The following is a 22,952-nucleotide window of genomic DNA, read 5'->3' as shown; positions in this document are numbered from 1 at the left end:
AACTGTGATCTCAGCTGTATAAAGGCCGCAGAGTGTAACCTATGGCACCAAGCACGGCCAACATTTTAGAGTGAATTAACAGATAGATGATTTGATTGTAGAAGAATGGTTTTTTAATTGGTTATGACGCTTAGCCATAAGGTAAAAGCCCGCTAAAGTCGAACTTTAGCGGGCTTAGTTTTATATAAAAAGCAGTTAATTGGCTGAGTTATTGAGCATCAATAGTGAGACTCACTTGGGCTGCATTCTGGGTTAAACTCACTCGGCTTTCGAGCAAGAAGATCCGCTCTGGAGCAATTTCTTTCACGTCCACAAGGTAAGCTTTAACGGCTTTTGCTCTTTCTTGGGCCAAATTACCCAACATGCCATCGTTAACATTCTGCGCTTTTACCGACAGATTATATAAAGCGATATGCCAGCGGGTGGTGATTTCGTCATCTGAAAGCTGCGCGTCTTTGGCCTCTGCGATAACAGTGTCTCTGATTTGGGTAGGATCGGCTTTAACTTCTTGTTCATAAAGCTTTACTAACGCATCAGCAAGCGGCCCTTGGGTCGGGAATTGACTCGGACTTAAATCATCAGGTAACGCACTAAATTCAATATTGGCTAATTTAGCCAATTTACGCTTCATGATGCGCTCAGCAATGGCTTGGCTGTCATTGATGGCATCGACTTCCCCTTCAACGCTGAGCTTGAGCATAGGTCTGTCGAGTAAGGCGCTAGCGAGTTTGTCTAAACTTTTTTGCTCATCTTCACTTAGGCTGAATTTGCCTGCGGCAAAGCTGATCTTATCTAAGGTTTCGTCAGAGCCTATGAGTCCTGCTAAGAAAGTGAAGGGCGCTGTGACGGCTTTAGTGATCACATTGGTAATCGCCGTCATTATGATGCTGCCGACACTAAAGCTGGGTGAGTCTAAATCGCCTGAGACCTCCATACCTAAATCAATCACGCCGTTACGGTCCTGCAGCAGGGCAATCGCGAGCGTGATGGGTAAGCTAGTGGCAAGGTCACTGTCACTGGGTTTACCAAGTTTCAGTTGGTCTATGACCAGATGGTTACTGCCCTTGAGCTTGTTCTTATCGAGTTGATAGTTCAGCGATAGTGATAGCTGCCCTTTATCTATGTAGTAACCCGCATAGGTGCCTGAGTAAGGATTGACTGAGGTTAACTCAACGCTCTTAAAGACTAAGTCGAGATCTAAATATGGCATATCTAGCAAAGGGTTAATATCGCCTTTTAGAGTTACAGGCGCGTACTTGTCTATCTTACCTTTGATATCGACCGAGGCCTTCGTCCCTGGCGTTGACGACAAGTGAGTGATATTACCTTCAAGTAACTCAATCCCTGAGGCAAAGTTTGGTGTCAGTGAGTTATCGGCAAAGTAAGCTGAGCCTTGGCTAAAGCTAATTTTTTGAATATCGAGGCTTAACTCAGGCGTTGTCTTGCTTGCCGTTTGCAGCTCGGTTTGCTTAGCACTGGCTGTGGTTGTGTTTTTAGTTGTCTTGCTATTTGCAGCCGGAGCCTCAACGATAAGATCGCTGATATTAGTGGTTCTATCTTTGGCTATCACCACTTTGGCGTAGGGTTGATTAAAGGCTAAGTGATCAATTTTGATTTGATTTTTCTGTTGGTCAAAATCCAGTTGATTGATATTCATCTTTTGCCATTTGACCAGCGGAGCATTACGCAATTTGTCATGAATAGCTAAATCATCGAGCTCAACACTGCCACCGTAAATGGCTTTGCCTTTAGCATCGGCGGTCAGTTTGCCTGCTGAGCTTAATAGACCGCTCTTGAGCTGGATATTCACGTAGGGCGCTAAATAGGGCTGAAATTGGGTTAATGCCAGCTTATCGAGTTGGATATTGGCATCTATGGTTTCGCCCGTCACATCGACTTGGCCTTGAGAGCTCAAAGTACCTTGACCATTGAGGCTGAGTTGTAGCTCATATTCAATCGGAGCGGTTAAAGTACTCGTTATGACCTTAGTTGAAAAATTAAGCGGATACACTCGCCATTGCTGCGGCGTTGCCGTTAGCTTTTGTTCTGATAGATTAAGGTCATAGTTTTCAATATTGAGCGCATCGAGTTGCACTAACCAAGTGTCTTTTGAAGGTGTCTTAGGCGCTTGCTTGACTGGCTGTTGAGGATTTGCCTCTGAAGCGGTGTCTGCAGCGGTTTCTTTAGTGGCATCAGTGGTGACATTTGCGGTCGCTTCTGTCTTTTGTTCTGTTTTATCACTCTCGTTAGTTGCGGTTAATTCGCTTTCTGTTGCTTTGTTTGCGCTATCGCTTGCACCAGTGGCAGTCTCTGCTATTTGACGTTTTTCTTCGACTTGCGCAACTTGTACGCGTTCTAGCGATTTAGCATCGGTTGGTTTAGCAACCGGCTGCGTAGTCGTTGTGGAGGCGCTTAACGATTTAGGCATGAATAAGCCAACAAGATCGATCCCGTCTTGATTCAAAATGGCGTTTACAGTGAGGCCATCGCTGTGGAGTTTGTTGATATGCACTTTCTGCTGCTTCAAGTTGGCTGAAATGCCGTCGAGGGCAAACATGGGGAGTTTGACCACTGAGCGATCTTTGTCGTTAACGTTAAGTTTTTCAACAATAAACTGGCCATTGTTGCTGATGACTTGTAACTCGCCATTCTCGGCAAGATCCACTTGATACTGAGTTTTAATACTGAGCTCGCCATCCGTGAGGACGGGATTAAATTGATCGTCGATAAATCGCCATAGTGGTGTCAGTTTCAGTTTGGCGACTTGGATGTCACCCGCAACTTTTAGCGGGAACAATTGGAATTGCCCCTGCAAACTGATTTCACCAGCATGATCATCACTGAGTTGTATCGCATAGTGATTGTGCTTGATAGGCACAATGGGTGAGTCAGACGTTGATTGGGCGTTTGGTGTCGTATTATCAACTTTGTTTACTTTTATGGCTGGTGTTATCGATGCCGATGATGCCGCCATCAAATATTCAGTATCAAGGGAACTGAGTTTTAGATTGATATTGGGGTAGTTCACTTGAGCATGGGTAATTTTGTCATCGAAGTTAAATTGTCCCGCATCCAACACAAATTGGCTGAGCAGGACACGAATGGGTGAGCTGGCTTCTGTGGGGGCTGTTTCTGTGCTCGTGGATGAATGCCCGTTCAGGGTCTGCAGAATATCGTCGAAGTTGAATCCAGCTTTCCCTTTTTTCTCCACGCGAATGATATGTGCGTAGGGCGCTTGTATGTGTATGTTTTCGATAACGGCGGCGCGATTAAAAACGGATCGCCAAAAGTGTATTTCGAATTGGACTTGTGCAATACCAGCAAAAGGTTTGTCGTCTTTTTCTTTAATGGCCAGTTGGTCGATTTCGACTCTGAAATTAAAGGGGTTAATGCGTATATCACCGAGGGTGACGGGACGACCGAGCAGAGTTGAGAGTTTTTCTGGTGCCAGCGTGGTTATCGCATAGGGGAGGATTAAACCTAATGTGCAGACATAGCTAAGGTAGACTGCTGTTAGGTAAATAATCACTCGCAGGTATCTTGGGAGGGCAAAAAAAGAGTGTCTGAATTGCGATAACTGGGTCAGCATTAATATCAAGGCTCCAATGCATAAGACAGGGAAAAACTTCCATAAGTACGGACATTCTAGCGAATAATGCTAATGTTTCCAGAAATTATTTATATTTTTACCAATGAAATCTTGGTATTACACAGACAATAACGTCTTCTGATCTAAGACATTCCTGAGTGGTAACCTATCATCTACATTGATAACTACATGTGTTTCAGCCTATGGCTAATGTTTTGAGTCGTCAATACTCGCTATGTTGGACGCTATTTTTGATCAGCGATTTAAATAACTAATCGCTGCAATAATGGCGCCTTGTGGATCTTTTATCCAACAAAAACGGCCTACTTCGGGTATATCTTCAGGACCAAACAGAATATCCCCGCCAAGTTTTTTTGCGCTGATAGCGACTTGATCGACATCGTTAACGGTAATGTAGCCAGTCCAATGTGAGGGAAGCATTGGGAGCAAACTATCGGTGATCCCCCCAATGCTGACGCCCTGATTTTCAATAATATGATAATTGCCGTGGGGCATTTTGACGGTTTTAAAGTGCCAGCCAAAAATCTCAGCATAGAAGTGCATAGCTTCTTCGGTATTATTGGTTGTCAATTCATGCCAACTTAACGCCCCTGCAGTGTTAAAAGCCGATTCCATAAGCGCATCCTTTATTCTATTTTGGGTAAATTTTGTGTATTGAGCCGAGGTTAACTGTCAGTGTTCAGTACCGTCTGTATTTTGAGCCATATTTTTTGTACGTTATCTTGATTGAGTGTAGTTGAGGCAAGTTGATAATTCACAGACGGTAAATTAAAATTTTTGCGTTTTTTAGGTCGGCAAACATTAAATTAACTTAATGTTCTACAAGGAGATTCACTTTATTTGGTGCTGGCTAATCAGCTTCTTGTGGCTCAGTGGCGCTGCGGCTTAGTTGATGGGCTTCATCTTGCCCCTCGCGCCAAGACTTAGCACTGAAAACAGATTTTAAAACGGGTTTGTTTACTGTGGTTTGAGTGTTAGACCTGACTCCCGTTAACTTGTTAATATAGGCGAGTTTTGCATCTTATCGATGCCACCTTAGGGGATATGAGATTGAATAAGAGTTTAGTGACGAATTTATTGGCGGCTGCTTTGGTCGTTGTGGGTTACCTGATGAATTCGGCAATTGTCCTGAATGTCGGATTATTTGCTTTATCGGGTGCAATTACCAACTGGGTTGCAGTTTATATGTTGTTTGAGAAAGTCCCCGGACTCTATGGTTCGGGAGTTGTGCCTTCTCGTTTTGAAGAGTTTAAGGCGGGTATTGCTCATTTGATGATGAAACAGTTTTTTACCACTGAAAATATCGACCGATTCCTATCTGAAAAAGAAGGGCTGAGTAAAATAGACTTGGCGCCAGTGATTGAAAAGGTTGATTTAGCGCCTTCTTTTGATGCGTTAATTAGCACAGTCGCCCAATCTTCCTTTGGCGGCATGTTGTCTATGTTTGGTGGCACAGATGCCTTATTGCCGTTAAAAGAGCCGTTTATTGTGAAGATGAAAGCTTCTTTAGTTGAAATGGCACAAAGCGATGCATTTCACGAGTTGCTGAAACAAGAAATTGAACAGCCAAATGTGATGGCCGATCTGCAAACTAAAATTGCTAACATAGTGGAGCAAAGATTAAACGAGTTAACACCGCAAATGGTGAAACAAATCGTTCAGGACATGATCCAAACGCACTTAGGTTGGTTAGTGATTTGGGGCGGCGTGTTTGGCGGTCTGATTGGACTTGCCGCAGCCTTAATCCAAGGTTAACCTGAGTTAAAGCCGCGAATAGAATGGGAGCTTTGGCTCCCATTTTTACTTACGCATTTTATGTTCATCATTTTGTGTCCTGATTAAATAGCAAGGAAGTCTATGAACCGTCACCACAGTATCAATTATTTGGAAATCCCAAGTCGCGACATTGCGAGTTCTAAGGCTTTTTTTAGCCAAGTTTTTGGATGGACCTATGTCGATTATGGCCCTGAATACAGTTGCTTTATGGATGTCGGCATTACTGGGGGATTCTATCAAGCCGATGTGAATTTCACCCTCGCAAAAGGTTGCCCGCTGATTGTGATCTACAGCCAGAACTTAGAATTGACTCTGACGGCTGTCGTAACAGCTGGTGGCATTATCACAGCTGACATCTTTAGTTTTCCGGGAGGCCGTCGATTCCATTTTGTTGAACCTTGTGGCAATGAATATGCCGTCTGGTCAGAATGATCCTAATGTCACTCCTTGTATTCGAAATTGTTGTTTAGATCAGCAAGATATTTGTTTAGGTTGTTTCAGGCATCTTGATGAAATTTTAGCGTGGCGCGTTATGTCGGAAGTGGAGCGGCAAGCTTGTTTTATCAGGATGGAGGAGCGTAAGGGGGAGTATCTGGCTAAGTTCAATGACGCGGTTAGTAGAAGACAGGATGGAGCATGATTAGCCGTCAGAATTACCTACGATAATTGATTTTTAAGCTTTAAGTGGATAATCGAACGGCGAAATACGCATAAACGTATTTCGCCGTTGGCATTTTGAAGCACCTTGGCATCTTGAAGCAGACGTTACACTGGATCTACCACTATGTGCTCAAGTTCGATGGCGGCAACGGTATGGAGCGCATCCATAGTCGCGCCAACTAAGCTGATTTTTCCTTGAGATGACTCAATTAAAACCGCACGGCTGATATCGCTAAACTCACGATTGTGGCGTGCCAGATTTGATAAGGCCATCTGCATAGGCAGCATAGAAGGATTGAATGCTGCATTTTCTGCGTAGCGACCACAATAGGTTGCACCATCGTGAGTTTCTAATACCACAGCGGCGAAACTTTGGGTGTAAGGTGCATAGCTTAAACCGGCATGATCTAAGCCTTCTATGATCATAGGATCGGCACTGTCTAGTGCAAATTCAGTTTGTTGCTTGGCCATTAAGGGCGAAGTGACATTTAAGTCTTTTGGCCCAAAAGCATAGGGTAAATAATAGGCCAGAGGATGGCTTTCCTGTGCGGGTAGATGAATGCAGATCTTGCTCCCTTCAACCAGTTCATTCATAAACTGACGACAATGACCGCAAGGACTGGCATTAACTATGATATCAACAATTTGGCTTTCACCACTGAGCCATGCGTGGCTGATAGCGCTTTGTTCTGCATGGACAGAATGAAATAACGCTTCACCGGGTAATTCTAAGTTGGCACCCATGTAGATATCGCCACTTTTACCTTTGGCTATCGCGCCGACATAAAACTCACTGATAGGCGGTTTGGCCAATGCCGCTGCTATCGGCAGTAATGCTAATAACACTTCTGCTTCGGTCATTTTGCTTGCACTTGTTAGCGTAGCAAGTTGCTGCGCATCAATGTGTCCAGCAAAATTCTGGTGCAACATTGGGATAAGTGCATCGGCTAACGGCGTTGGCAGTTGGGTTATGCTACGAATGAATCTATCTTGCATTTCCCTATTCCTTATTTGTTAAGTTCATGGAAGAACATTCTAGTAATTTTGTTACAGCATAAATGCGAGTTAGCTCGCGTTTATACGCTGTCAATGTCAGTGCTATCGAGAGTGATAAACTTATGTTACTCACGTATAGAGTAAGTCTATTGGTGCACACAAATAAGCTTAAGACTATAAAAAAAAAGACTTAAGCTTGAATTTACACAACTTAAAGTTCACGCAAATAATGACAAAGGGCAGCAAGTAGCTTTTGCTTAGTCTCATCCGCTTGTGTTTCTTGTAGCAAATTTTCTAATTTAAGTACGTAGTCTTGATCGGCTAAGCGACTTTGACAGAATTCACGCCAGCGCTGCGACTCTGCATAATCGAGTAGTTCAGGGTAATTACGGGCGCGGTAACGAAACAGCATTTCAGGAATACGTGGATCATCAAACTGCAAATCTAACGCCGCTAGATTTTTCGGTAGGGTATGACGGATGATTTCCATTTTTGCTTTATCAGCTTGGCTAAAGAACCCACCAGAATACAGCATCAAATCGGGATCTGTGGTTACTCTGCTGTCATCATGCTCAAATAATAGCGCCAGTTTTTCACGTAATTCTGGGTGACGTTTTAGGCGTTTATACTGCTCTCTGGCAAATTCTTTATCTATGCCTAAACGAGCGGCATGCTCATCACTGAGGATTTTTGCCGAGGTGATAAAAGGGCACTTATTAAGATGAATTTGTTTTACTGCGATAGGTAATTCATCTTCGGCAAGATCAGCCCTTGACGTATACATGCGCGTTTTAATTTGCTCGACATCTAGCTCGAATAGCGGCGTTAAATCCATGGCTAAATTAACGCAAATAACGGCATTTTTGTTAGTAGGATGGTGCGCTACGGGTGAGATCAACGTTGCACAACCATTGCGCGCACTAATTTTAGAGCTCACGTGAACCAAAGGCTGCATATTGAGCACATCGATTTGATCGCTAACCGCTTGCTTACGGCGCAGGTCAAAATAGTACTGATATAACTTAGGCTGTTTCTCGCGAATGAGTTTTGCCATAGCGATGGTCGCATACACATCAGACATAGCATCATGGGCTTTCTCATGGCTTAAACCATTCGCTTGTGTCAGATGTTCTAGCTTAAAACTCGGAGAGCCATCTTCCTTTGTCGGCCAGTTAATGCCTTCGGGCCTAAATGCGTAACAAGCGCGCACTAAATCAATGATATCCCAACGAGAGTTGCCATTTTGCCATTCACGGGCATAGGGATCGATAAAGTTCCGATAAAAGCCATAACGGGTCACTTCATCGTCAAAACGCAGTGAGTTATAACCTGCAACACAAGTGTTTGGTTGGCTAAATAGCGCTTGAATTCGTCCCATAAACTCAGTTTCAGGGATGCCTTTTAAATTAGCTAACTGTGGAGTGATCCCTGTGATTAGTATTGCTTCCGGAGACGGCAAATAATCAGTGGCTTGCTTACAATAGAATGTCTCAGGCTCGCCAATGATATTGAGATCTAAATCCGTGCGAATGCCAGCAAATTGCGAGGGTCTGTCTTTCGCTGGGTTCGCTCCAAATGTTTCGTAGTCGTGCCAAAAAATCGACCCTGCTTTATCGTCTTTCATCTTCATTTATTTTCGTTCTCTAAAGCATTTAACATGATGTTATTGAAAGTTAAATAGCTTTATTGGGATTCGTTGTTATTCACATCAATTTAGTTTGTTACAACTTAGATGTGAGTGCATATCTGTATATACTGGGTTCCGCGTCAGATTAGCTAAAATCACATGTACACAGGGTAATTAAAATATCTTTATCTGACAATTGGTTACGTGCAATAAACGGCAATCCATATTTAGAGAAACCAGAGCTTGCAGACCGCGACGGCTTAAGCGTTCGTATTACCCCTGCAGGGACTATAACATGGCAGTATCGATTTAGGATTGATAATCAACATGGACGCTTAACCCTTGGTCGTTATCCTGATTTGAAACTAGCTGACGCACGGAAACTGATCCCTGAGTTACGGAACTCAGTGGCAAATAATATAGATCCACGTGTGTTTTGGAAACAGTGCAACACATTTGTGGACCAGACAACACTGAGGGATTGTTGTGAACAGTTTTTATCGGCGCGAAGTGCAGCACTTAAGCTGGGAACTGTTACTCCTTACCAATCCTGCTTTAGAGCACATCTCTATGATGCTTTGCTGATCGCAAAGTCGAAAGTATCACACTCGGCGAGTGGATAGATTTTCTCGATAAAAGGCAATTTATAGTCGAGTTACCGCAGGCGCGATACTCAAACAATTAAAGACGGTGCTTAGCTGGTCCGTTCGCCGGCAAATGATATCGCTTGTTGATGTCCTTCAACTACGAGTCAGTGATGTGGGCTCCGCGCCCAAAGTCGGTTCGCGAGTACTCACCATTCTAGAGTGTGGCAAAATCATCCGTGAGCTTGATAAATGCCGCGCGCCCAAAGCAGTAACCAATGCCATCAAGGCATGTTTACTAACGGGGGCGTATATCAGAAATATTAAAATCCAAACGGGCTGATTTTGACCTTGAGTCGATGGTCTGGACCTTCCGATAAATAATAGCAAAACTAATTTGTCAATCCGAAGGCCAATCAGTCCCGCCTTATTCGACATATTACAAGAACAGTGGAACCTCTATCACTCGCCATGGAGTTTTCCCGCAGCAAACGATCTTAAGCGCCCAGGCAACATCGCTTCAGTAAATAAGCTGGTCCGCGAGGTCAAACTAAGACTAGAAATCCCTGACTGGCGTATTCAGGATTTTAGACGCACATTATCGACCAGAATGTTAGAAGCTGGGGTGTTGCCCATGTGGCAGAGAAGATGCTAGGCCATCTATTAGGCGGGGTGATGGCGGTGTACCACAAACATGATTGGTTAGATGATCAAGCTGAGGCCTATGAAAAATGGACAAATAAGCTGAGATTGGCAGCTCTGGGTGATAGCAAAATAGTCGTGTTAGAAAAATTGTCGTGTTAGAAAGAAGGGTAGGCATGTTTGTCGCTGACAGCAGAAAATGGTGAGCTGATTCAGTATGTAAATCAGTTGCGTTGCAGTGCAGCAGAAACACCTCTTTGTAATTAGGTGCATTGGAGCTCAATTCGGCACAAGGTAAACTGTTATCTGTTCAATATCAGCTTTATTTATGGTTTAGTCATTTCAACTCAATTAATCATACACTTGGCACAGTGTTCGGATTAACGTTAAGCAAGGACATCATGGAACTAAAATTTTTAATCACGCGGGAACAGTTAATCACAATCGCGGAAAGAATAAATTCAGCACGCATTGCAAAGAATGCTCGTTTAGCTAAGTGGTTATATGCCCTTATCGTTCGTGCATTACTCCTATGGATCCCGTTATTATCCCCGTTACTAATGTTTTATTTTTTCGTAGAAATTCACACCCCAGAGACATATATCGCAATCGCAATTTGCGCTATCACTTACCTTCTTGTGTGGAAATTTGTATTAAAAAACATCGCCGAAAATCAAGCTAACAAATTTGCATGCAAGATAACCACTCTGGATCGAACGATTGAAAACACAACTTTACAGAGCCTTGCGAGCCTAGAAGGGGGCCATACAGTGACCGCCACAGCCTCGACGCTAACGTTTGTGCCCCCTAGCGGTAAATCCATCACCATACCGTGGAAAAAGTTTTGTGCTTTCAAGCAAGACGATGATTTTTATTATCTTACCGTCTGTAATCTGATGATGTTTAAAGCCACTTATTTAATAGCCAAAAACGGTGACACAACAGAAACCGCAGGCTATCAAGCAGGTTTAGAGTACATAACGTCTCGGCTGCAGCCCGATAGAATGGGACGGTAAAACATCAAAATATCGCATGAATGATTCAATCAGTTCACTATTGCCACTAACGTGATTGTTGTTGAACATCCAGCGAAGTGAGCCTTTGTTAAACGTCACATTTGAACTAACCTTAAAAATGATGAACTGATCGCTACAGCCTTCTTTTAGGGGCTGCTAGATGCAGTTTTTCAGCTCATTAAAACGCTATGTTATCAATGACGATGTATAGCTTTGTTAGAAACGTCAATGGCCTAAGCTGGTTTGGAGCCATAGTCGCTGCGGTATCATTTATCGCGACAGTGGTCGCATGGATATCAACCGATGGTGTCTTGTTAATTACCCAAATAGTACTGGTTGGCACAGGACTCGCCGCTACCATCACTGATGCTGTAGCAGTAGCACTAACTGCGGTAGTAAAGGCTGTAATGTCGAAGGCGATGAGTTAATGGCCTAACAGTCCATCGATAAAGGTCTAAAAATAAAGCCCCAAAAATGGGGCTTTATCTTAAGGCTTAATAAATCAATTCAAGCCGCGACTTGCTGTTTTTCATCCCGCTTATCTAGCGACGCTTTTAAGTAATGACGGCCATTATGGATAGGAGCAGGGAAACCGTCGTTTCTCCGCCACTTCCAAAGCGTTGCTGATGAGCTAATCCGGTAGCGTGTCATGACTTCCTTAGTGGTAAGAAAGAGCGGCACTTTGCGGGGCAGGGTGTACCACTGGCGTAAAGCGTCTTTGGTGATTGCAGATTGCTTCATGCTGATGCTCCTTGGTGCTGGGCAGAGTTTGGTATGTTTGCCATGCGGGCAAATCAGTGTTTGATATTCGCTAATCAAGCTCGCCAGCCTTGTCATAGGACACTGAGCCACCAATTTGATTGCCCTCAAAAGTGAATATCGCAGTGCAATATACCTGTGGATGATATGCACCGTTAAACGCCGTGAAGGTGAGAGCAGGGCGCAGTGATAACAGTTGCTGTTTAAATAGCATTGTGCTGCGCAATGTCAGCTTGCTTTTGTGAATGGCCCGCCGCGTTGCAATAAAACGCCTCGCCGATGCAGATAACCGCTTCAATGTCCGTCGTATGAGTGTTTTTGCTCCCAGGTTAGGTGCGGCCAGTGAGTATACGCACCGCGCAGTATTGGAGTGAGACGATTCGGTTTAAGACGTTTACCTCCCACGCACTAAGAAAACTATGCCGCACCATTATTGCCGACATGGGCGTAGATACCATGGTGGGTGAGCGGATTTTGAATCACGCCTTGCCATTGCTGCTACGCACTTACGTCAACAGCACTTTAGATAAGGGCATGTTGATGGCGTTGGATGCCTATCATGCGCACTTAATCACACTGGGGTTTGATGATGTGGCGCCCGAGATTATGCGCCAATCGACCACTGAGCCGCACGAGCCAGTGGTTATGACGATATCAATATTAATTAGCACAACTGGGTTATGGACTTCACGCAGGAGGATTTATGGCTAATCGCGCTGCGGATGTACTAAAAGTAGGGCGCCGTTTACGGGGCATGACCCAAGACGAAGTGGCTGATATTTACGGCATTAGCCGCAACACTTACCAACGTTGGGAAAATGGCCGTACTACTGCGCTCTATGACGATGTGACATCGATATGCCTTGATGTGTTTAAGCTTTCCATCGAGAAGATAAATGAGGTGGCCAATGTGCTTTAGCGATGAACCCGAGCAGATGATGAACATTAAGGCGTTGCGGTTAGGGTTATATCGCTGGGGCCGTTATTGGGTGCACCAAGAGTTGGGTAAGGGGTTTTCGAACCGCAGCGCCTGCGACCGTTTAGGTGAAGCGCTGGGCGGCGGCAACTTAAAGCACGAACTCAACGTGCCTGCCCATGTCGGCCATTTTGACCACCTCGTTGAGCAGTTATCCATAAACTGCAAACGCGCCATTCGCACCCATTACCTGTGTAAAGATCAGTGGGCCTTAATGGGATTTGACAGCAAAAAGTCTTACATATTTTGGCTAAGAAAAGCCGAAATGACACTGCTAGATAGGATGAATTAGAAGGAACGCCCTCTTGCGAGGGCTGGCGGGTTAGACGGTTGTCCACCAAGACTGCTAACCCGTTGATTGGATTTTATCAAAGGTTCGGTACGATACCCACTGTCGCAATCCTCGAACCCACCATCTCACGAACATGCAATATTACTTCACCAAAATCTTTACTTGCACCTAAGGTCGGCTCGTCAGTCAAGCTCTGACGAAGCACTTCATCTAATGACAAATTATCATTAGCAGAGAGTTCAATACCGTAGGAGTGCTTTAAATCTGCTACTTTGGTGTAACCTTTCAACTTCAATTCACTCGTAGGTAATTCATAATGATTGGCTTGTGCAACACCAGAGCAAACCAGATCAACAAACTCACGCACATCGGGTTTCATCACAATAAATAAATGATCGCCAGCATACAGGAACGTTGATCCCCTAGGTGGAATTACATTGTTTCCTCTGGTTATCATCGCCACTACTGTACCGTCAGGTAAAGCCATTTGGGATAAACGGCGACCAGAAGCGCGTGAGGTATCGCCCAATTGATACTCGACAATGTCAGCATCCACATCGCCTAAAGCAGTAATTTCCAGTGTCGCTGCAGGTGTCGCAGGAGGCGGTTCCGTAAGTCCTAAAGCGCGTGCAACCCAGGGTAATGTTGACCCCTGTATTGTCGCTGAAATTAACACGACGAAAAACACTACGCTAAAAATAAGACTGGCACCAGGCAGGCCATAAATCAGCGGATATATAGCCAGAATAATAGGCACCGAACCACGTAACCCAACCCAGGATACTAGGGTAATTTCACGCGCATTAAAGCCAAAAATCTTCAGTACAGGGATTACCGACAAGGGTCGCGCGATTAAGGTCAGGACGATTGCAATCATCAGTCCTTCCTGCCAGACATCCAGCAAAGACGAAGGATTAATCAGCAAGCCTAAAAAAACAAACATAACAATCTGGCCTAACCATGCCAAACCATCGTGAAATAAAAAGGTACTGCGCTGAAAAACAAAACGACTATTCCCTATCACCACACCAGCGATAAAAATAGCTAAAAAGCCACTGCCGCCAAGATTAGCTGCTACGCCAAAGGACAGTAAACCAAATGCCGCGACCATCACAGGATATAATCCAGAGGTCGTCAGATGGATACGATTAATAATACGTACTGATAACCAGCCTGCCGCTAAACCCACTGCGGAGCCGATACCCATTTGCTGGATAAACAGCATCAATAATCCAGTCCCTGGTTCAAGCCCTTTGACCATGACCTCCAATAAGCCAACTGTTAAAAAAATTGCCATAGGATCGTTAGTCGCACTTTCAATTTCTAATGTGGCTTTAAGGCGTGGGTTGATATGAATACCTGCATTACGCAGTAATGAGAATACGGCGGCGGCATCGGTTGAACCAACAATGGCACCAATCAGTAAACCGTAAAGTAAGGAAACATCTAGAATATAAGCTGCTGCAGCACCAGTGATCATGGCTGTCACCAATACGCCTAAAGTCGCCAATACAGAAGCAGGCTTCCACACTTGCTTAATCGACGCGACGGGTGTTTGCAAACCACCATCAAACAAAATAATGGCTAAAGCTAAAGACCCAAGCGCGTGAGCAATTTGTGCATTATCAAAAACAATACCTCCAGGGCCATCCTCACCAGCTAACATGCCCACCATGAGAAAGAGCACCAGTACGGGTAAACCCAATCTCGCAGATAATTTACTGGATAAAATACCAAGAATAATCAAAATCGCGGCGAGGAGAATAATTTGATCGATCACAAACATAAATAGTTTCTCTTTAATTAATGTAGGGAAATTAAACCACTACAGAGCTTTCAATGACTGCGCCAGCTCTGAAAAGATACTTCACTAAGCCTGATTGTCAGTTAGAAATCGTCAAATGCATTATGCATTTTGGTCTTGTAGTCAATGATTCTATTTATCCAAACACTACATGATTCATCTCACATTTCAACTTTGATAATTTCAAAAATCAAAATTTACGATTGGCACTCAATAATGATGTTTACCGTAGCAAGCTGGCCCTGCTGACTTGATTACGTCCATACTTTTTAGCTAAGTATGATTGCTTATCTGCGGATTCGATAAGCGTTTGCCATTTCAAATGCCGATAAGGTTGAATACGCGCAACGCCAGTTAATGGTGACCGCTTGGAAACTAGAATAAATGTAAAGCTAGCACTGCGTTGACGATGAGGTATGTTCATCGCGCCTAAATGCTGAGTATCCGGTAATAGACAAATAAATTTCTCACCACCATAGTGCGCAACCAAATCGTTCGGGCGGTGTATCGCTGTGCGTAGTGCTTTTGTGACGAGATATATACATTGATCATCACTAGTGATGGTCACAAGGATCGCTGAAAAGTTTAATTCATTTAAATCAATTTTTTGCAACATTTACAAAATTTAACATTACACTCTTGGCGTGTTGGGCAAATTTAGCCAAATAGGAACGCCGTACCACACGGCGTTCTCTGACACTTTGCTCCTTAGAGAGGGAAGTAGAACGCAATTAGCAAGGCAAATACGCCGTACAATGAGCTTACTGCGACCAATGCACGCGCATCGACAACGCCTCGCCGAAATAGCTGCCATAGAAAAATAATAGCCAAAGCAGTAATGACTCCTGCCGCCATCAGTGGGCCATCAAAAAGCCATGGCGTAAAGAAGATACCCAACGCACTGGGAATCGTTGCCTGAATCATCATGGCACCAGAAATGTTCGCCAATGCCAAGCGTTCCTTTCCTTGCCGTATCCATATGAGTGTGTTCATCATCTCGGGTAGCTCTGTCGCCACTGGACTCAGCAGCAATGCTACCAAGTGTGGTGACCATTGTAGCGCTGTGCCAATGGCCTCAAGTTGACCTACGAATATATGGGATGCAATGCCTATGACTATCAGGGACAACACGGCTTGCAGCGCCGCCCATTTTAACGATGGCTCCGTCACGGAAGGTTGAATTTTGAGAGGTTCAATCTCTTCTTCAGGCGCTGTGTCGCTCTCCTGAATTTCACGCCAGACATAGATTGCGTAGGCTACGAGAAACAAGACACCCAGCCACGGCTTGATGGCAAAGGCGATTAGGCCAAGTGCCACTTTCACTACAAACACTGCGAGAAAGGCGAGCTGGTCGTGACTCATACGGGCGTGATCGGCACGTACATGATACGTTTCCCGTTGAAGGCGGCGATGGTGGTAAATCAGTGCCAAGCCGACCACTGCATAGGCTAAGGTAGCGAGAACGAGCGGACCGCCCATGGCTGCGCCGACGCCAATGTCCTTTTGCTCTGGTGTTTTGCCGAAGACAACGGCAATGAAGGTCACCGCCGTTTCAGGTAGTGCTGTACCGAAGGCAGCAAGTACTGAACCCACTGCAGTCGCGCCAAGATTCAAACGGCGGCCGAACCATTCGATGCCGTTGACGAAGTATTCGCAGGCCAAATAAATGGTACCTGCCGAGAGGAAAAACAGAGTAAGAGTAAGGATCATGTGAGCAATCCGGCCGGGCGAGCAATAATCCAATGGCACGACAACACTGCTCGCCCGGCTGGGAAAGCGTATTGCGGCCAAAGGTCTCGCCTGGCTCTCCGCATTCGCAGAGGCTGACCACGCCATGAGGTGTTAGACCTCAATTTTGTTGACGTGGACTCCTTAGTGGGAGGCTAAGGATGACTACTCCCCAATGACAATGGGGGGCATTTTACCGTTCTTGCAGGTAAATGTCGCCATTAGGTTTTAGTGTACTTTTATTTTCTTTTTTCTGAAGTGACCCATTTCTAGAATTCACAAACTTGGTTTTAGGCTAAAAAACCGTTTTTACTCCGCGATGTTTTCGCAACTTTGCGTATCAGCGACATCGCATATCAAGTTCTTGGGGTCGTTTCTAGAACAATAATCGGTGCTAGACAGCTCGTATAATTTCTATCATCTGTTTGGATGATGTTGAGCACAATCACATTTTGTATTGAATATCAGCATAATGCTATGTAGTGGCTTTTATCTGACAAGTCCAAATCAGTCGTCCATAAAATTACCAAAACTGTAATGCACTATCACGACATGCGCAGAGCTTCGGCGACTAGTGTAAAAGCGGGGGAGGGTTGGCGGCGACTGGGGTAATACAGATAATAGCCGGCAAAAGACAGGCTCCAGTCTTCTAGTACTTTGACTAAACGCCCTTCTTTGATATGGGGTTCAAACTCTGCTTCAGGCAGGTAAGCTATACCATTGCTTTGCAAGGCTGCATCGACTATATGGTGCGATGCGTTAAAGATAAGTTGGCCGTCCACATGCACATTCAATTGCTTGCCGTTTTTTTCAAATTCCCATACATACAAACCACCGTGGGTCGGGAAGCGAATGTTAATGCAATTATGCCCGATAAGATCCTGCGGGTGTTTGGGGATGGGGTGCTGTGCAAAATAAGCGGGAGTCGCCACGGCCGCCATTGTTTGATGGGGACCGATAGGGATCGCGATCATGTCTTTATCTATGGTATCGCCTAAGCGGATGCCGGCATCGAAGCGATCTGCCACTATGTCCCTAAAGCCATAATTCACATCGAATTCTATTTTAATATCGGGATAATTGTGGAGTAACGGCGACAGTTTTGGGATGAGTAAAGTTCGCAGCACGAAATCACCGCAGGTAATCCTGACTGTTCCGGCAGGTTTATCACGCATGGCCGTTAGTGCATCCAGCTCGGATTCAATTTCATCAAATCGATTACCTATTGCATGTAACAGGCGTTCGCCAGCCACTGTCGTCGATACGCTGCGGGTGGTGCGCGTTAACAGCCTGATTTCAAGTCGGGTCTCTAAACCACTGATCGCTTGGCTCAGTGCCGATTGGGTGACGCCGAGCAAGGCGGCGGCTCGGGTAAAACTGCCTTCGCGAGCGACGGTGACAAAGCATAAAAGGTCGTTCAGATTCCGTTTCATCATACTGTTTTCTATACCACTTTAATTAGCTGAGCTAATAAGCTCTATAATCATTCATTAGCTAGTAAGGTTCCAGTGCATTTGAAACAATAGCTACCACAAAGTCAATCAGATTTAAATTTAACCATTGATAGGTATGTAATGACCACTCAGGTATGCGAAACGTTAGAACCATGCTGTGCGATTCAGCAAGCGAGTCAACAACAAACGGCAAATTGGAGTGGCGTGCTGGCGATGTCGTTATGCGTGTTTGCCTTGGTCGCCTCGGAATTTATGCCTGTTAGTTTGCTGACACCGATTGCCGCGGATTTGAATGTGAGTGAAGGATTGGTCGGGCAGGGCATTGCGATATCTGGTTTTTTTGCCGTGTTAACCAGTTTGAGTATCGCATCAATCGCTAAAGATACGGATCGCAGGTCACTCCTACTTGGGCTCATATCGTTAATGCTGGTATCTGGCATTGTGATTGCTTATGCCCCTAACTACTCAATTTATATGCTGGGCCGCTCTTTGATTGGTGTCGTGATTGGTGGATTTTGGTCTTTGTCTGGCGCGTCGGCGATCCGTCTGGTTCCAACGGAGAAGATCCCTAAAGCCTTGGCGATATTCAATGGTGGCAACGCGTTGGCTATGGTGATTGCTGCGCCGCTGGGTAGTTACCTTGGTGCGCATATTGGCTGGCGAGGTGCCTTTTTCGGCTTGGTGCCCGTCGCGCTTATTGCGTTTGTGTGGATGTGGTTTAGTTTGCCCGCGATGAAACCCGAAAAACGCATTGCTGGCTCTGCGAATGTGTTTTCTCTATTAAACAAGCCTTTGGTTCGATTGGGGATGTTGGCAATTGTGTTGTTCTTTATGGGGCAGTTTGCGCTGTTTACTTATGTGCGTCCGTTTCTGGAAACCGCTATCCACGTAGAGAGCAATAACTTGTCGTTCATTTTGCTGGTGATGGGTGTGGCGGGTTTTATGGGGACGCTGTTCGTCAGTGTGTTTTTGAAAAAGAATCTCTACCGCACGTTAATCTTTATTCCGTTGGTGATGGCGGTAATTGCTTTAGCGTTAATCCTGTTTAGCGATAGCAGTGTTGCCGTAACGACGCTGCTTGCATTGTGGGGCGGCGTTGCCACTGCGGCGCCCGTTGCATGGTGGACTTGGCTTGCGCGAACTATGCCGGATGATTCTGAAGTCGCTGGCGGCTTAATGGTGGCGGTTATCCAATTGGCTATCGGGCTGGGCTCAACCTTAGGCGGTGTTCTATTTGATTTTAATGGTTACCACAGCACATTTTTGCTGAGTGCAACCTTGTTAGCTGCGGCTGCTTTATTGGCGTATTGGACTAAGCGTTCGACACCAAAACTGCTGCTTCACACTCAATAATTAAGGAATTTTACTATGAAGATTAATGCTTTTGGTGCAAATGCCAGTCATTTACCGCTGGAACCTATGACTATTACGCGACGCCCACCCGGCGAGGATGATGTGCAGATCAGCATCGACTACTGCGGGGTGTGCCACTCGGATGTGCATCAGGTACGTTCGGAATGGGCGGGGACCTTATATCCCTGCGTCCCCGGTCACGAGATTGTTGGCCGAGTGACCGCCGTGGGCGGGCATGTCTCCAAATTTAACGTGGGTGACTTGGTTGGCGTGGGTTGCATCGTTGATAGCTGTAAGCACTGCCATGAATGTATTGATGATCAAGAGAATTACTGCGATCACATGGTGGGCACTTATAACGGCCCAACCCATGACGCGCCTGGACATACGCTCGGTGGTTACGCGGAACAAATCGTGGTTGATGAACGTTATGTGCTGCGTATCAGTCATCCACAAGCGCAATTAGCGGCAGTGGCACCGCTTCTGTGTGCGGGTATCACAACTTATTCACCGCTTCGTCATTGGCATGCAGGACCGGGTAAAAAAGTCGGTATTGTCGGCATTGGTGGCCTTGGCCACATGGGGATTAAGCTCGCCAATGCAATGGGGGCTTATGTTGTGGCATTCACCACTTCAGAATCTAAACGTGATGCAGCCAAAGCCTTGGGCGCTGACGAAGTAGTTGTTTCCAAAAATGTCGATGAAATGGCTAAGCATTTGCAGAGTTTAGATTTGATTGTGAACACCGTTGCGGCTCCCCATGATCTGGACGCTTTTTTAAGCCTATTAAAGCGCGACGGTACTATGACCTTAGTTGGCGCGCCTGCAACAAATCATCCTTCGCCCAATGTGTTTAATCTGATTATGAAACGCCGCAGCCTTGCGGGCTCAATGATAGGTGGGATCCGTGAAACCCAAGAGATGCTCGATTTTTGTGCTGAGCATAACATAGTGGCGGATATAGAACTGATCCGCGCCGATGAGATTAACACCGCCTATGAGCGCATGCTGAAGGGTGATGTGAAGTATCGGTTTGTTATCGACAACGCGACGTTAACGCGCTAGCTGAACCTGAGTGTGAATTATGGGTATTCGATGGTTAAGCGTTCTGGTCGTGCGGATGTTTATGGTTGTATTCCTGTTTATGTCCAGCATTGTGATCGCATCCGCTGCGAGTTCAGTTTCATTCAGTCAACACAGTGAGTCTATGGCTATGCGCAGTGCAAAAAAGAGTGCAATAAAGATACGCATCATCATCGAAGACACAGCATTAACCGCAACGCTTGAAAACACGCAGGCGGCTCGGGATTTTGTGAAGCTACTGCCTTTGGCTCTCGAGCTTGCTGATTACAACGGCACCGAGAAAATTTCTGATTTACCCGCAAAGCTTTCGCATAAAGAAGCGCCAGAAGGTTATGCCCCAAAAGTGGGCGACATTGCGTATTTTGCGCCTTGGGGAAACCTTGCCTTTTTCTATCATGACTTTGGTTATTCGCGAGGACTGATCCGCATTGGTCAGATTGACGGGGGAGTTGAAGTCCTTATGGGCGATAGTGATATCAAAGTGCGAATTGAGCGAGCTACAAATGGCGATTATTGAGAATAGGAAATCTGTAATGTATATGAAAAAATTAAATAAAATCACTAAGGCAATAATAATGCTAGGCCTGTTATCAACGTTAAGTCTTCCTACATTAGCGCAGGATATGTCTAATGGCGCTGATAATTTCTACCAAAGCAATAGCGTGGCTATGCAACGGGTTACATTTAAAAATCAATATAACATGGCTGTTGTGGGCAATCTGTTTATCCCCAAAAACCTCGATAAAAAACTGACTCATCCAGCTATTGTTGTCGGTCATCCAATGGGCGCGGTAAAAGAGCAAAGTGCTAATTTATATGCCACAAAAATGGCAGAACAAGGGTTTATTACCCTATCTCTAGACTTGTCATTTTGGGGCGAAAGCGAAGGTCAACCCCGTAATGCGGTTTCGCCCGATATCTACTCCGAGGATTTTAGTGCCGCGGTCGATTATCTGGGCACTCAAACCTTGGTAGATGGTGCTCGCATCGGCGTGCTGGGTATCTGTGGTAGTGGCAGTTTTGTGATTAGTGCGGCCAAGATTGACCCGCGCATGAAAGCTATTGCGACAGTGAGTATGTACAACATGGGGGCTGTAAATCGTCATGCCCTAAACCACTCTCAAACCGTTGAACAACGTAAAAAGCTTATTGCAGCTGCTGCGAAACAGCGTGACGTTGAGTTTAGTGGCGGTGAAATTCAATATACCAGCGGAACAGTGCATCAGTTAGATAAAGATACCCATCCAATCCAGCGCGAGTTTTACGATTTTTATCGTACGCCTCGGGGCGAATATACGCCAGCAAGCTCCTCACCACAGTTAACAACTCACCCAACACTGACCAGTAACATAAAATTTATGAACTTCTACCCGTTTAACGATATTGAAACCATCTCACCACGGCCCATGTTGTTTATTACTGGCGATAAGGCTCATTCAAAGGAGTTTAGTGAAGAAGCCTATCAATTAGCGGGCGAGCCAAAGGAGCTTTACTATGTTAAAGATGCAGGCCATGTTGATTTGTATGATAGAACTGCATTTATTCCATGGGATAAGTTGATTGAGTTTTTTAGAAAAAACTTATGAATGGATTCTAAATCATGAAATATATAGTGTAGTGGCATAATGAGTTTGGCAATCTAGTTATAACTGCATGAATTTACTCGTAGTAATTCAAGAACCCTACATATTCAAAGTTGTTAAGCAATATAGTTAATGCTTTTTCCAGATTTTGTTCAACGTCATTTCCGTTTTAGAAATGTTCGGCAAGTTCAAGTCTGGTTTGAGTGTCGCTGTGATTGGCCTTAAGCTGTAACGCTTTGATATCTATAGAGTCTGCATTTGTTGTTGGGGAAACAAGTGTTGCCATCAGTATTAAGTTGATAAGTGAGATTTTATCTATTGTCATGATTATTTGTATTCCTGAACAATACGGTGCTAACTCACTGCTCTCTTATTTTAACAGCTCGCAATGAAGAGATTCAAACTTTGTAGGTTTTTGCGCCCATCCCCTCGAAATTAACCTTAAGACAATTTCTATACGTGATCTGAATTTTAAGATCCTTTGAGATAAGAATATAATGTCTGCTGGCTAATCTAATCCTCACTTGCTAAAGCCTTCTTATTTTCACCTGCAACAGCCTTTGCTTAAGTTCAGTTATTTGTTCTATTCTGAGAGCCTGTTTTCTGCCTTTATATACCTCTTTCTTCGCAAGCATTGTAGTGGCACACTAATTTTGGCCACCTAAATAGAGGTGATATTATTACCTCGTAGATGACTTTAGGTGAACACATGAGATCGACAACCAGAAAAACATTTAGTGCTGAATTCAAACTTGAAGCWGCCCAATTAGTCCTCGATAAAAACCATAGCATCATCGAAGCTGCAAAGGCGATGAACGTAGGTAARTCCACTATGGATAAATGGGTGAGACAGTTAAARCTAGAACGCCAGGGTGGCACACCAAAAGCATCTCCGATTACCCCTGAACAAATTGAAATCCGTGARCTGAAGAAGCAAATAGCTCGTCTTGAGGAGCACAATCTTATCCTAAAAAAGGCTACCGCTCTCTTGATGTCAGACTCGATGAAC

General features: G+C 44.9%; 24 protein-coding genes, 2 pseudogenes and 1 riboswitch. Of the genes and pseudogenes, 15 read left to right on the top strand and 11 right to left on the bottom strand.

Annotated features, from left to right (window positions below):
* Positions 1 to 208: 208 nt before the first annotated feature.
* A complete protein-coding gene (locus tag L5L77_RS15475) occupies positions 209 to 3,589 on the bottom strand; it encodes a DUF748 domain-containing protein (protein ID WP_263223048.1) in 3,381 nt (1,126 codons plus the stop codon).
* A gap of 255 nt (positions 3,590 to 3,844) precedes the next feature.
* A complete protein-coding gene (locus L5L77_RS15470; RefSeq protein WP_028760394.1) occupies positions 3,845 to 4,225 on the bottom strand; it encodes a VOC family protein in 381 nt (126 codons plus the stop codon).
* 435 nt (positions 4,226 to 4,660) lie between these two features.
* On the opposite strand from L5L77_RS15470, the gene L5L77_RS15465 reads away from it, so the two are divergent.
* The 3 genes from L5L77_RS15465 to L5L77_RS15455 all read left to right on the top strand — a co-directional run bounded on the left by L5L77_RS15465 (position 4,661) and on the right by L5L77_RS15455 (position 6,026).
* Positions 4,661 to 5,365 carry a DUF445 domain-containing protein gene (locus L5L77_RS15465; RefSeq protein ID WP_105253144.1) on the top strand — a complete coding sequence of 235 codons (705 nt, stop codon included), beginning with the start codon at positions 4,661 to 4,663 and terminating at the stop codon, positions 5,363 to 5,365.
* Between the two features lie 102 nt (positions 5,366 to 5,467).
* Positions 5,468 to 5,818, top strand: a complete 351-nt coding sequence (locus L5L77_RS15460) for a VOC family protein (RefSeq protein WP_105252887.1) — start codon at positions 5,468 to 5,470, stop codon at positions 5,816 to 5,818.
* Complete coding sequence (locus L5L77_RS15455) at positions 5,793 to 6,026, top strand: DUF1289 domain-containing protein (RefSeq protein WP_131524340.1); 234 nt, start codon at positions 5,793 to 5,795, stop codon at positions 6,024 to 6,026. Before L5L77_RS15460 ends, L5L77_RS15455 begins: the two co-directional genes overlap by 26 nt.
* Before the next feature lie 125 nt (positions 6,027 to 6,151).
* Here the strand turns inward: L5L77_RS15455 and cdd are convergent, their stop codons facing one another.
* Complete coding sequence (cdd, locus tag L5L77_RS15450) at positions 6,152 to 7,042, bottom strand: cytidine deaminase (protein WP_105252885.1); 891 nt, start codon at positions 7,040 to 7,042, stop codon at positions 6,152 to 6,154.
* 211 nt (positions 7,043 to 7,253) lie between these two features.
* Complete coding sequence (gene sbcB / locus L5L77_RS15445; protein WP_263223046.1) at positions 7,254 to 8,672, bottom strand: exodeoxyribonuclease I; 1,419 nt, start codon at positions 8,670 to 8,672, stop codon at positions 7,254 to 7,256.
* 170 nt (positions 8,673 to 8,842) lie between these two features.
* Here sbcB and L5L77_RS15440 point away from each other — a divergent pair, with 170 nt between their 5' ends.
* The 4 genes from L5L77_RS15440 to L5L77_RS15425 all read left to right on the top strand — a co-directional run bounded on the left by L5L77_RS15440 (position 8,843) and on the right by L5L77_RS15425 (position 11,339).
* The gene (locus L5L77_RS15440; protein ID WP_317629713.1) at positions 8,843 to 9,292 is read left to right on the top strand and encodes an Arm DNA-binding domain-containing protein; all 450 of its coding nucleotides are present in this window, start codon (positions 8,843 to 8,845) and stop codon (positions 9,290 to 9,292) included.
* 609 nt (positions 9,293 to 9,901) lie between these two features.
* Complete coding sequence (locus L5L77_RS15435) at positions 9,902 to 10,057, top strand: hypothetical protein (RefSeq protein ID WP_263223045.1); 156 nt, start codon at positions 9,902 to 9,904, stop codon at positions 10,055 to 10,057.
* Positions 10,058 to 10,296: 239 nt separating this feature from the next.
* Complete coding sequence (locus L5L77_RS15430; RefSeq protein ID WP_263186274.1) at positions 10,297 to 10,911, top strand: hypothetical protein; 615 nt, start codon at positions 10,297 to 10,299, stop codon at positions 10,909 to 10,911.
* A 188-nt stretch (positions 10,912 to 11,099) separates the two neighbouring features.
* A complete protein-coding gene (locus L5L77_RS15425) occupies positions 11,100 to 11,339 on the top strand; it encodes a hypothetical protein (RefSeq protein ID WP_263223043.1) in 240 nt (79 codons plus the stop codon).
* Positions 11,340 to 11,418: 79 nt separating this feature from the next.
* Here the strand turns inward: L5L77_RS15425 and L5L77_RS15420 are convergent, their stop codons facing one another.
* Positions 11,419 to 11,652 (bottom strand): helix-turn-helix transcriptional regulator, encoded by a 234-nt coding sequence (locus L5L77_RS15420; RefSeq protein WP_263186869.1) that lies wholly within the window; start codon positions 11,650 to 11,652, stop codon positions 11,419 to 11,421.
* A 70-nt stretch (positions 11,653 to 11,722) separates the two neighbouring features.
* Positions 11,723 to 11,884, bottom strand: coding sequence for a hypothetical protein (locus tag L5L77_RS15415; RefSeq protein WP_263186868.1), 162 nt, complete (start codon positions 11,882 to 11,884; stop codon positions 11,723 to 11,725).
* 119 nt (positions 11,885 to 12,003) lie between these two features.
* Here L5L77_RS15415 and L5L77_RS15410 point away from each other — a divergent pair.
* The 3 genes and pseudogenes from L5L77_RS15410 to L5L77_RS15400 all read left to right on the top strand — a co-directional run.
* A pseudogene (locus tag L5L77_RS15410) lies at positions 12,004 to 12,381 on the top strand (hypothetical protein); the annotation flags it as partial.
* Positions 12,374 to 12,589: a helix-turn-helix transcriptional regulator gene (locus L5L77_RS15405; protein ID WP_263186867.1), complete on the top strand. Its 216-nt coding sequence runs from the start codon at positions 12,374 to 12,376 to the stop codon at positions 12,587 to 12,589. The pseudogene L5L77_RS15410 and the gene L5L77_RS15405, both read left to right, overlap by 8 nt.
* Positions 12,579 to 12,938: a hypothetical protein gene (locus L5L77_RS15400; RefSeq protein ID WP_263223041.1), complete on the top strand. Its 360-nt coding sequence runs from the start codon at positions 12,579 to 12,581 to the stop codon at positions 12,936 to 12,938. Before L5L77_RS15405 ends, L5L77_RS15400 begins: the two co-directional genes overlap by 11 nt.
* Positions 12,939 to 13,014: 76 nt before the next feature.
* On the opposite strand, the gene L5L77_RS15395 is transcribed toward L5L77_RS15400, so the two are convergent.
* The 4 genes from L5L77_RS15395 to L5L77_RS15380 form a co-directional block, all read right to left on the bottom strand.
* Positions 13,015 to 14,724 (bottom strand): potassium/proton antiporter, encoded by a 1,710-nt coding sequence (locus L5L77_RS15395; protein WP_263186865.1) that lies wholly within the window; start codon positions 14,722 to 14,724, stop codon positions 13,015 to 13,017.
* A gap of 241 nt (positions 14,725 to 14,965) precedes the next feature.
* The gene (locus L5L77_RS15390; RefSeq protein WP_263186864.1) at positions 14,966 to 15,358 is read right to left on the bottom strand and encodes a GGDEF domain-containing protein; all 393 of its coding nucleotides are present in this window, start codon (positions 15,356 to 15,358) and stop codon (positions 14,966 to 14,968) included.
* Between the two features lie 92 nt (positions 15,359 to 15,450).
* On the bottom strand, positions 15,451 to 16,452 hold the full coding sequence (locus L5L77_RS15385; protein ID WP_173496527.1) for a sodium:calcium antiporter: 1,002 nt from the start codon (positions 16,450 to 16,452) through the stop codon (positions 15,451 to 15,453).
* A 92-nt stretch (positions 16,453 to 16,544) separates the two neighbouring features.
* A riboswitch (yybP-ykoY riboswitch) is annotated at positions 16,545 to 16,656 on the bottom strand.
* A gap of 359 nt (positions 16,657 to 17,015) precedes the next feature.
* The gene (locus tag L5L77_RS15380) at positions 17,016 to 17,906 is read right to left on the bottom strand and encodes a LysR family transcriptional regulator (RefSeq protein ID WP_263186863.1); all 891 of its coding nucleotides are present in this window, start codon (positions 17,904 to 17,906) and stop codon (positions 17,016 to 17,018) included.
* 138 nt (positions 17,907 to 18,044) lie between these two features.
* Between L5L77_RS15380 and L5L77_RS15375 the strand changes: the two genes are divergently transcribed.
* Genes L5L77_RS15375 through L5L77_RS15360 form a run of 4 tightly spaced genes read left to right on the top strand, consistent with a single transcriptional unit; the run spans position 18,045 to position 21,946 of the window.
* A complete protein-coding gene (locus tag L5L77_RS15375) occupies positions 18,045 to 19,277 on the top strand; it encodes an MFS transporter (protein WP_263186862.1) in 1,233 nt (410 codons plus the stop codon).
* A 15-nt stretch (positions 19,278 to 19,292) separates the two neighbouring features.
* Positions 19,293 to 20,342 (top strand): NAD(P)-dependent alcohol dehydrogenase, encoded by a 1,050-nt coding sequence (locus L5L77_RS15370; protein WP_263186861.1) that lies wholly within the window; start codon positions 19,293 to 19,295, stop codon positions 20,340 to 20,342.
* A gap of 19 nt (positions 20,343 to 20,361) precedes the next feature.
* Positions 20,362 to 20,877, top strand: a complete 516-nt coding sequence (locus L5L77_RS15365; RefSeq protein WP_263186860.1) for a cyclophilin-like fold protein — start codon at positions 20,362 to 20,364, stop codon at positions 20,875 to 20,877.
* A gap of 58 nt (positions 20,878 to 20,935) precedes the next feature.
* The gene (locus L5L77_RS15360) at positions 20,936 to 21,946 is read left to right on the top strand and encodes an alpha/beta hydrolase (protein ID WP_263192897.1); all 1,011 of its coding nucleotides are present in this window, start codon (positions 20,936 to 20,938) and stop codon (positions 21,944 to 21,946) included.
* 166 nt (positions 21,947 to 22,112) lie between these two features.
* Here L5L77_RS15360 and L5L77_RS15355 read toward each other — a convergent pair whose 3' ends face one another.
* Positions 22,113 to 22,268: a hypothetical protein gene (locus tag L5L77_RS15355; RefSeq protein WP_198572234.1), complete on the bottom strand. Its 156-nt coding sequence runs from the start codon at positions 22,266 to 22,268 to the stop codon at positions 22,113 to 22,115.
* A gap of 384 nt (positions 22,269 to 22,652) precedes the next feature.
* Between L5L77_RS15355 and L5L77_RS15350 the strand changes: the two are divergent.
* Positions 22,653 to 22,952, top strand: a pseudogene (locus L5L77_RS15350) (transposase); the annotation flags it as partial.

The sequence above is a fragment of the Shewanella sp. SM29 genome (assembly GCF_025654245.1).
GTDB classification, from domain to species: domain Bacteria; phylum Pseudomonadota; class Gammaproteobacteria; order Enterobacterales; family Shewanellaceae; genus Shewanella; species Shewanella oncorhynchi.
The sequence above is the reverse complement of the archived record's forward strand: the minus strand, read 5'-3'. Positions and strand labels throughout refer to the sequence as shown.

Coding starts and splice junctions, on each gene's coding strand:
- L5L77_RS15395 (WP_263186865.1), bottom strand. CDS start 14,724: ATGTTTGTGATCGATCAAATTATTCTCCTCGCCGCGATTTTGATTATT.
- L5L77_RS15420 (WP_263186869.1), bottom strand. CDS start 11,652: ATGAAGCAATCTGCAATCACCAAAGACGCTTTACGCCAGTGGTACACC.
- L5L77_RS15405 (WP_263186867.1), top strand. CDS start 12,374: ATGGCTAATCGCGCTGCGGATGTACTAAAAGTAGGGCGCCGTTTACGG.
- L5L77_RS15380 (WP_263186863.1), bottom strand. CDS start 17,906: ATGATGAAACGGAATCTGAACGACCTTTTATGCTTTGTCACCGTCGCT.
- sbcB (WP_263223046.1), bottom strand. CDS start 8,672: ATGAAGATGAAAGACGATAAAGCAGGGTCGATTTTTTGGCACGACTAC.
- L5L77_RS15475 (WP_263223048.1), bottom strand. CDS start 3,589: ATGCTGACCCAGTTATCGCAATTCAGACACTCTTTTTTTGCCCTCCCA.
- L5L77_RS15360 (WP_263192897.1), top strand. CDS start 20,936: ATGCTAGGCCTGTTATCAACGTTAAGTCTTCCTACATTAGCGCAGGAT.
- L5L77_RS15415 (WP_263186868.1), bottom strand. CDS start 11,884: ATGCTATTTAAACAGCAACTGTTATCACTGCGCCCTGCTCTCACCTTC.
- L5L77_RS15390 (WP_263186864.1), bottom strand. CDS start 15,358: ATGTTGCAAAAAATTGATTTAAATGAATTAAACTTTTCAGCGATCCTT.
- L5L77_RS15370 (WP_263186861.1), top strand. CDS start 19,293: ATGAAGATTAATGCTTTTGGTGCAAATGCCAGTCATTTACCGCTGGAA.
- L5L77_RS15355 (WP_198572234.1), bottom strand. CDS start 22,268: ATGACAATAGATAAAATCTCACTTATCAACTTAATACTGATGGCAACA.
- L5L77_RS15430 (WP_263186274.1), top strand. CDS start 10,297: ATGGAACTAAAATTTTTAATCACGCGGGAACAGTTAATCACAATCGCG.
- L5L77_RS15385 (WP_173496527.1), bottom strand. CDS start 16,452: ATGATCCTTACTCTTACTCTGTTTTTCCTCTCGGCAGGTACCATTTAT.
- L5L77_RS15400 (WP_263223041.1), top strand. CDS start 12,579: ATGTGCTTTAGCGATGAACCCGAGCAGATGATGAACATTAAGGCGTTG.
- L5L77_RS15435 (WP_263223045.1), top strand. CDS start 9,902: ATGCTAGGCCATCTATTAGGCGGGGTGATGGCGGTGTACCACAAACAT.
- L5L77_RS15375 (WP_263186862.1), top strand. CDS start 18,045: ATGACCACTCAGGTATGCGAAACGTTAGAACCATGCTGTGCGATTCAG.
- L5L77_RS15470 (WP_028760394.1), bottom strand. CDS start 4,225: ATGGAATCGGCTTTTAACACTGCAGGGGCGTTAAGTTGGCATGAATTG.
- L5L77_RS15460 (WP_105252887.1), top strand. CDS start 5,468: ATGAACCGTCACCACAGTATCAATTATTTGGAAATCCCAAGTCGCGAC.
- L5L77_RS15365 (WP_263186860.1), top strand. CDS start 20,362: ATGGGTATTCGATGGTTAAGCGTTCTGGTCGTGCGGATGTTTATGGTT.
- L5L77_RS15425 (WP_263223043.1), top strand. CDS start 11,100: ATGTTATCAATGACGATGTATAGCTTTGTTAGAAACGTCAATGGCCTA.
- cdd (WP_105252885.1), bottom strand. CDS start 7,042: ATGCAAGATAGATTCATTCGTAGCATAACCCAACTGCCAACGCCGTTA.
- L5L77_RS15455 (WP_131524340.1), top strand. CDS start 5,793: ATGAATATGCCGTCTGGTCAGAATGATCCTAATGTCACTCCTTGTATT.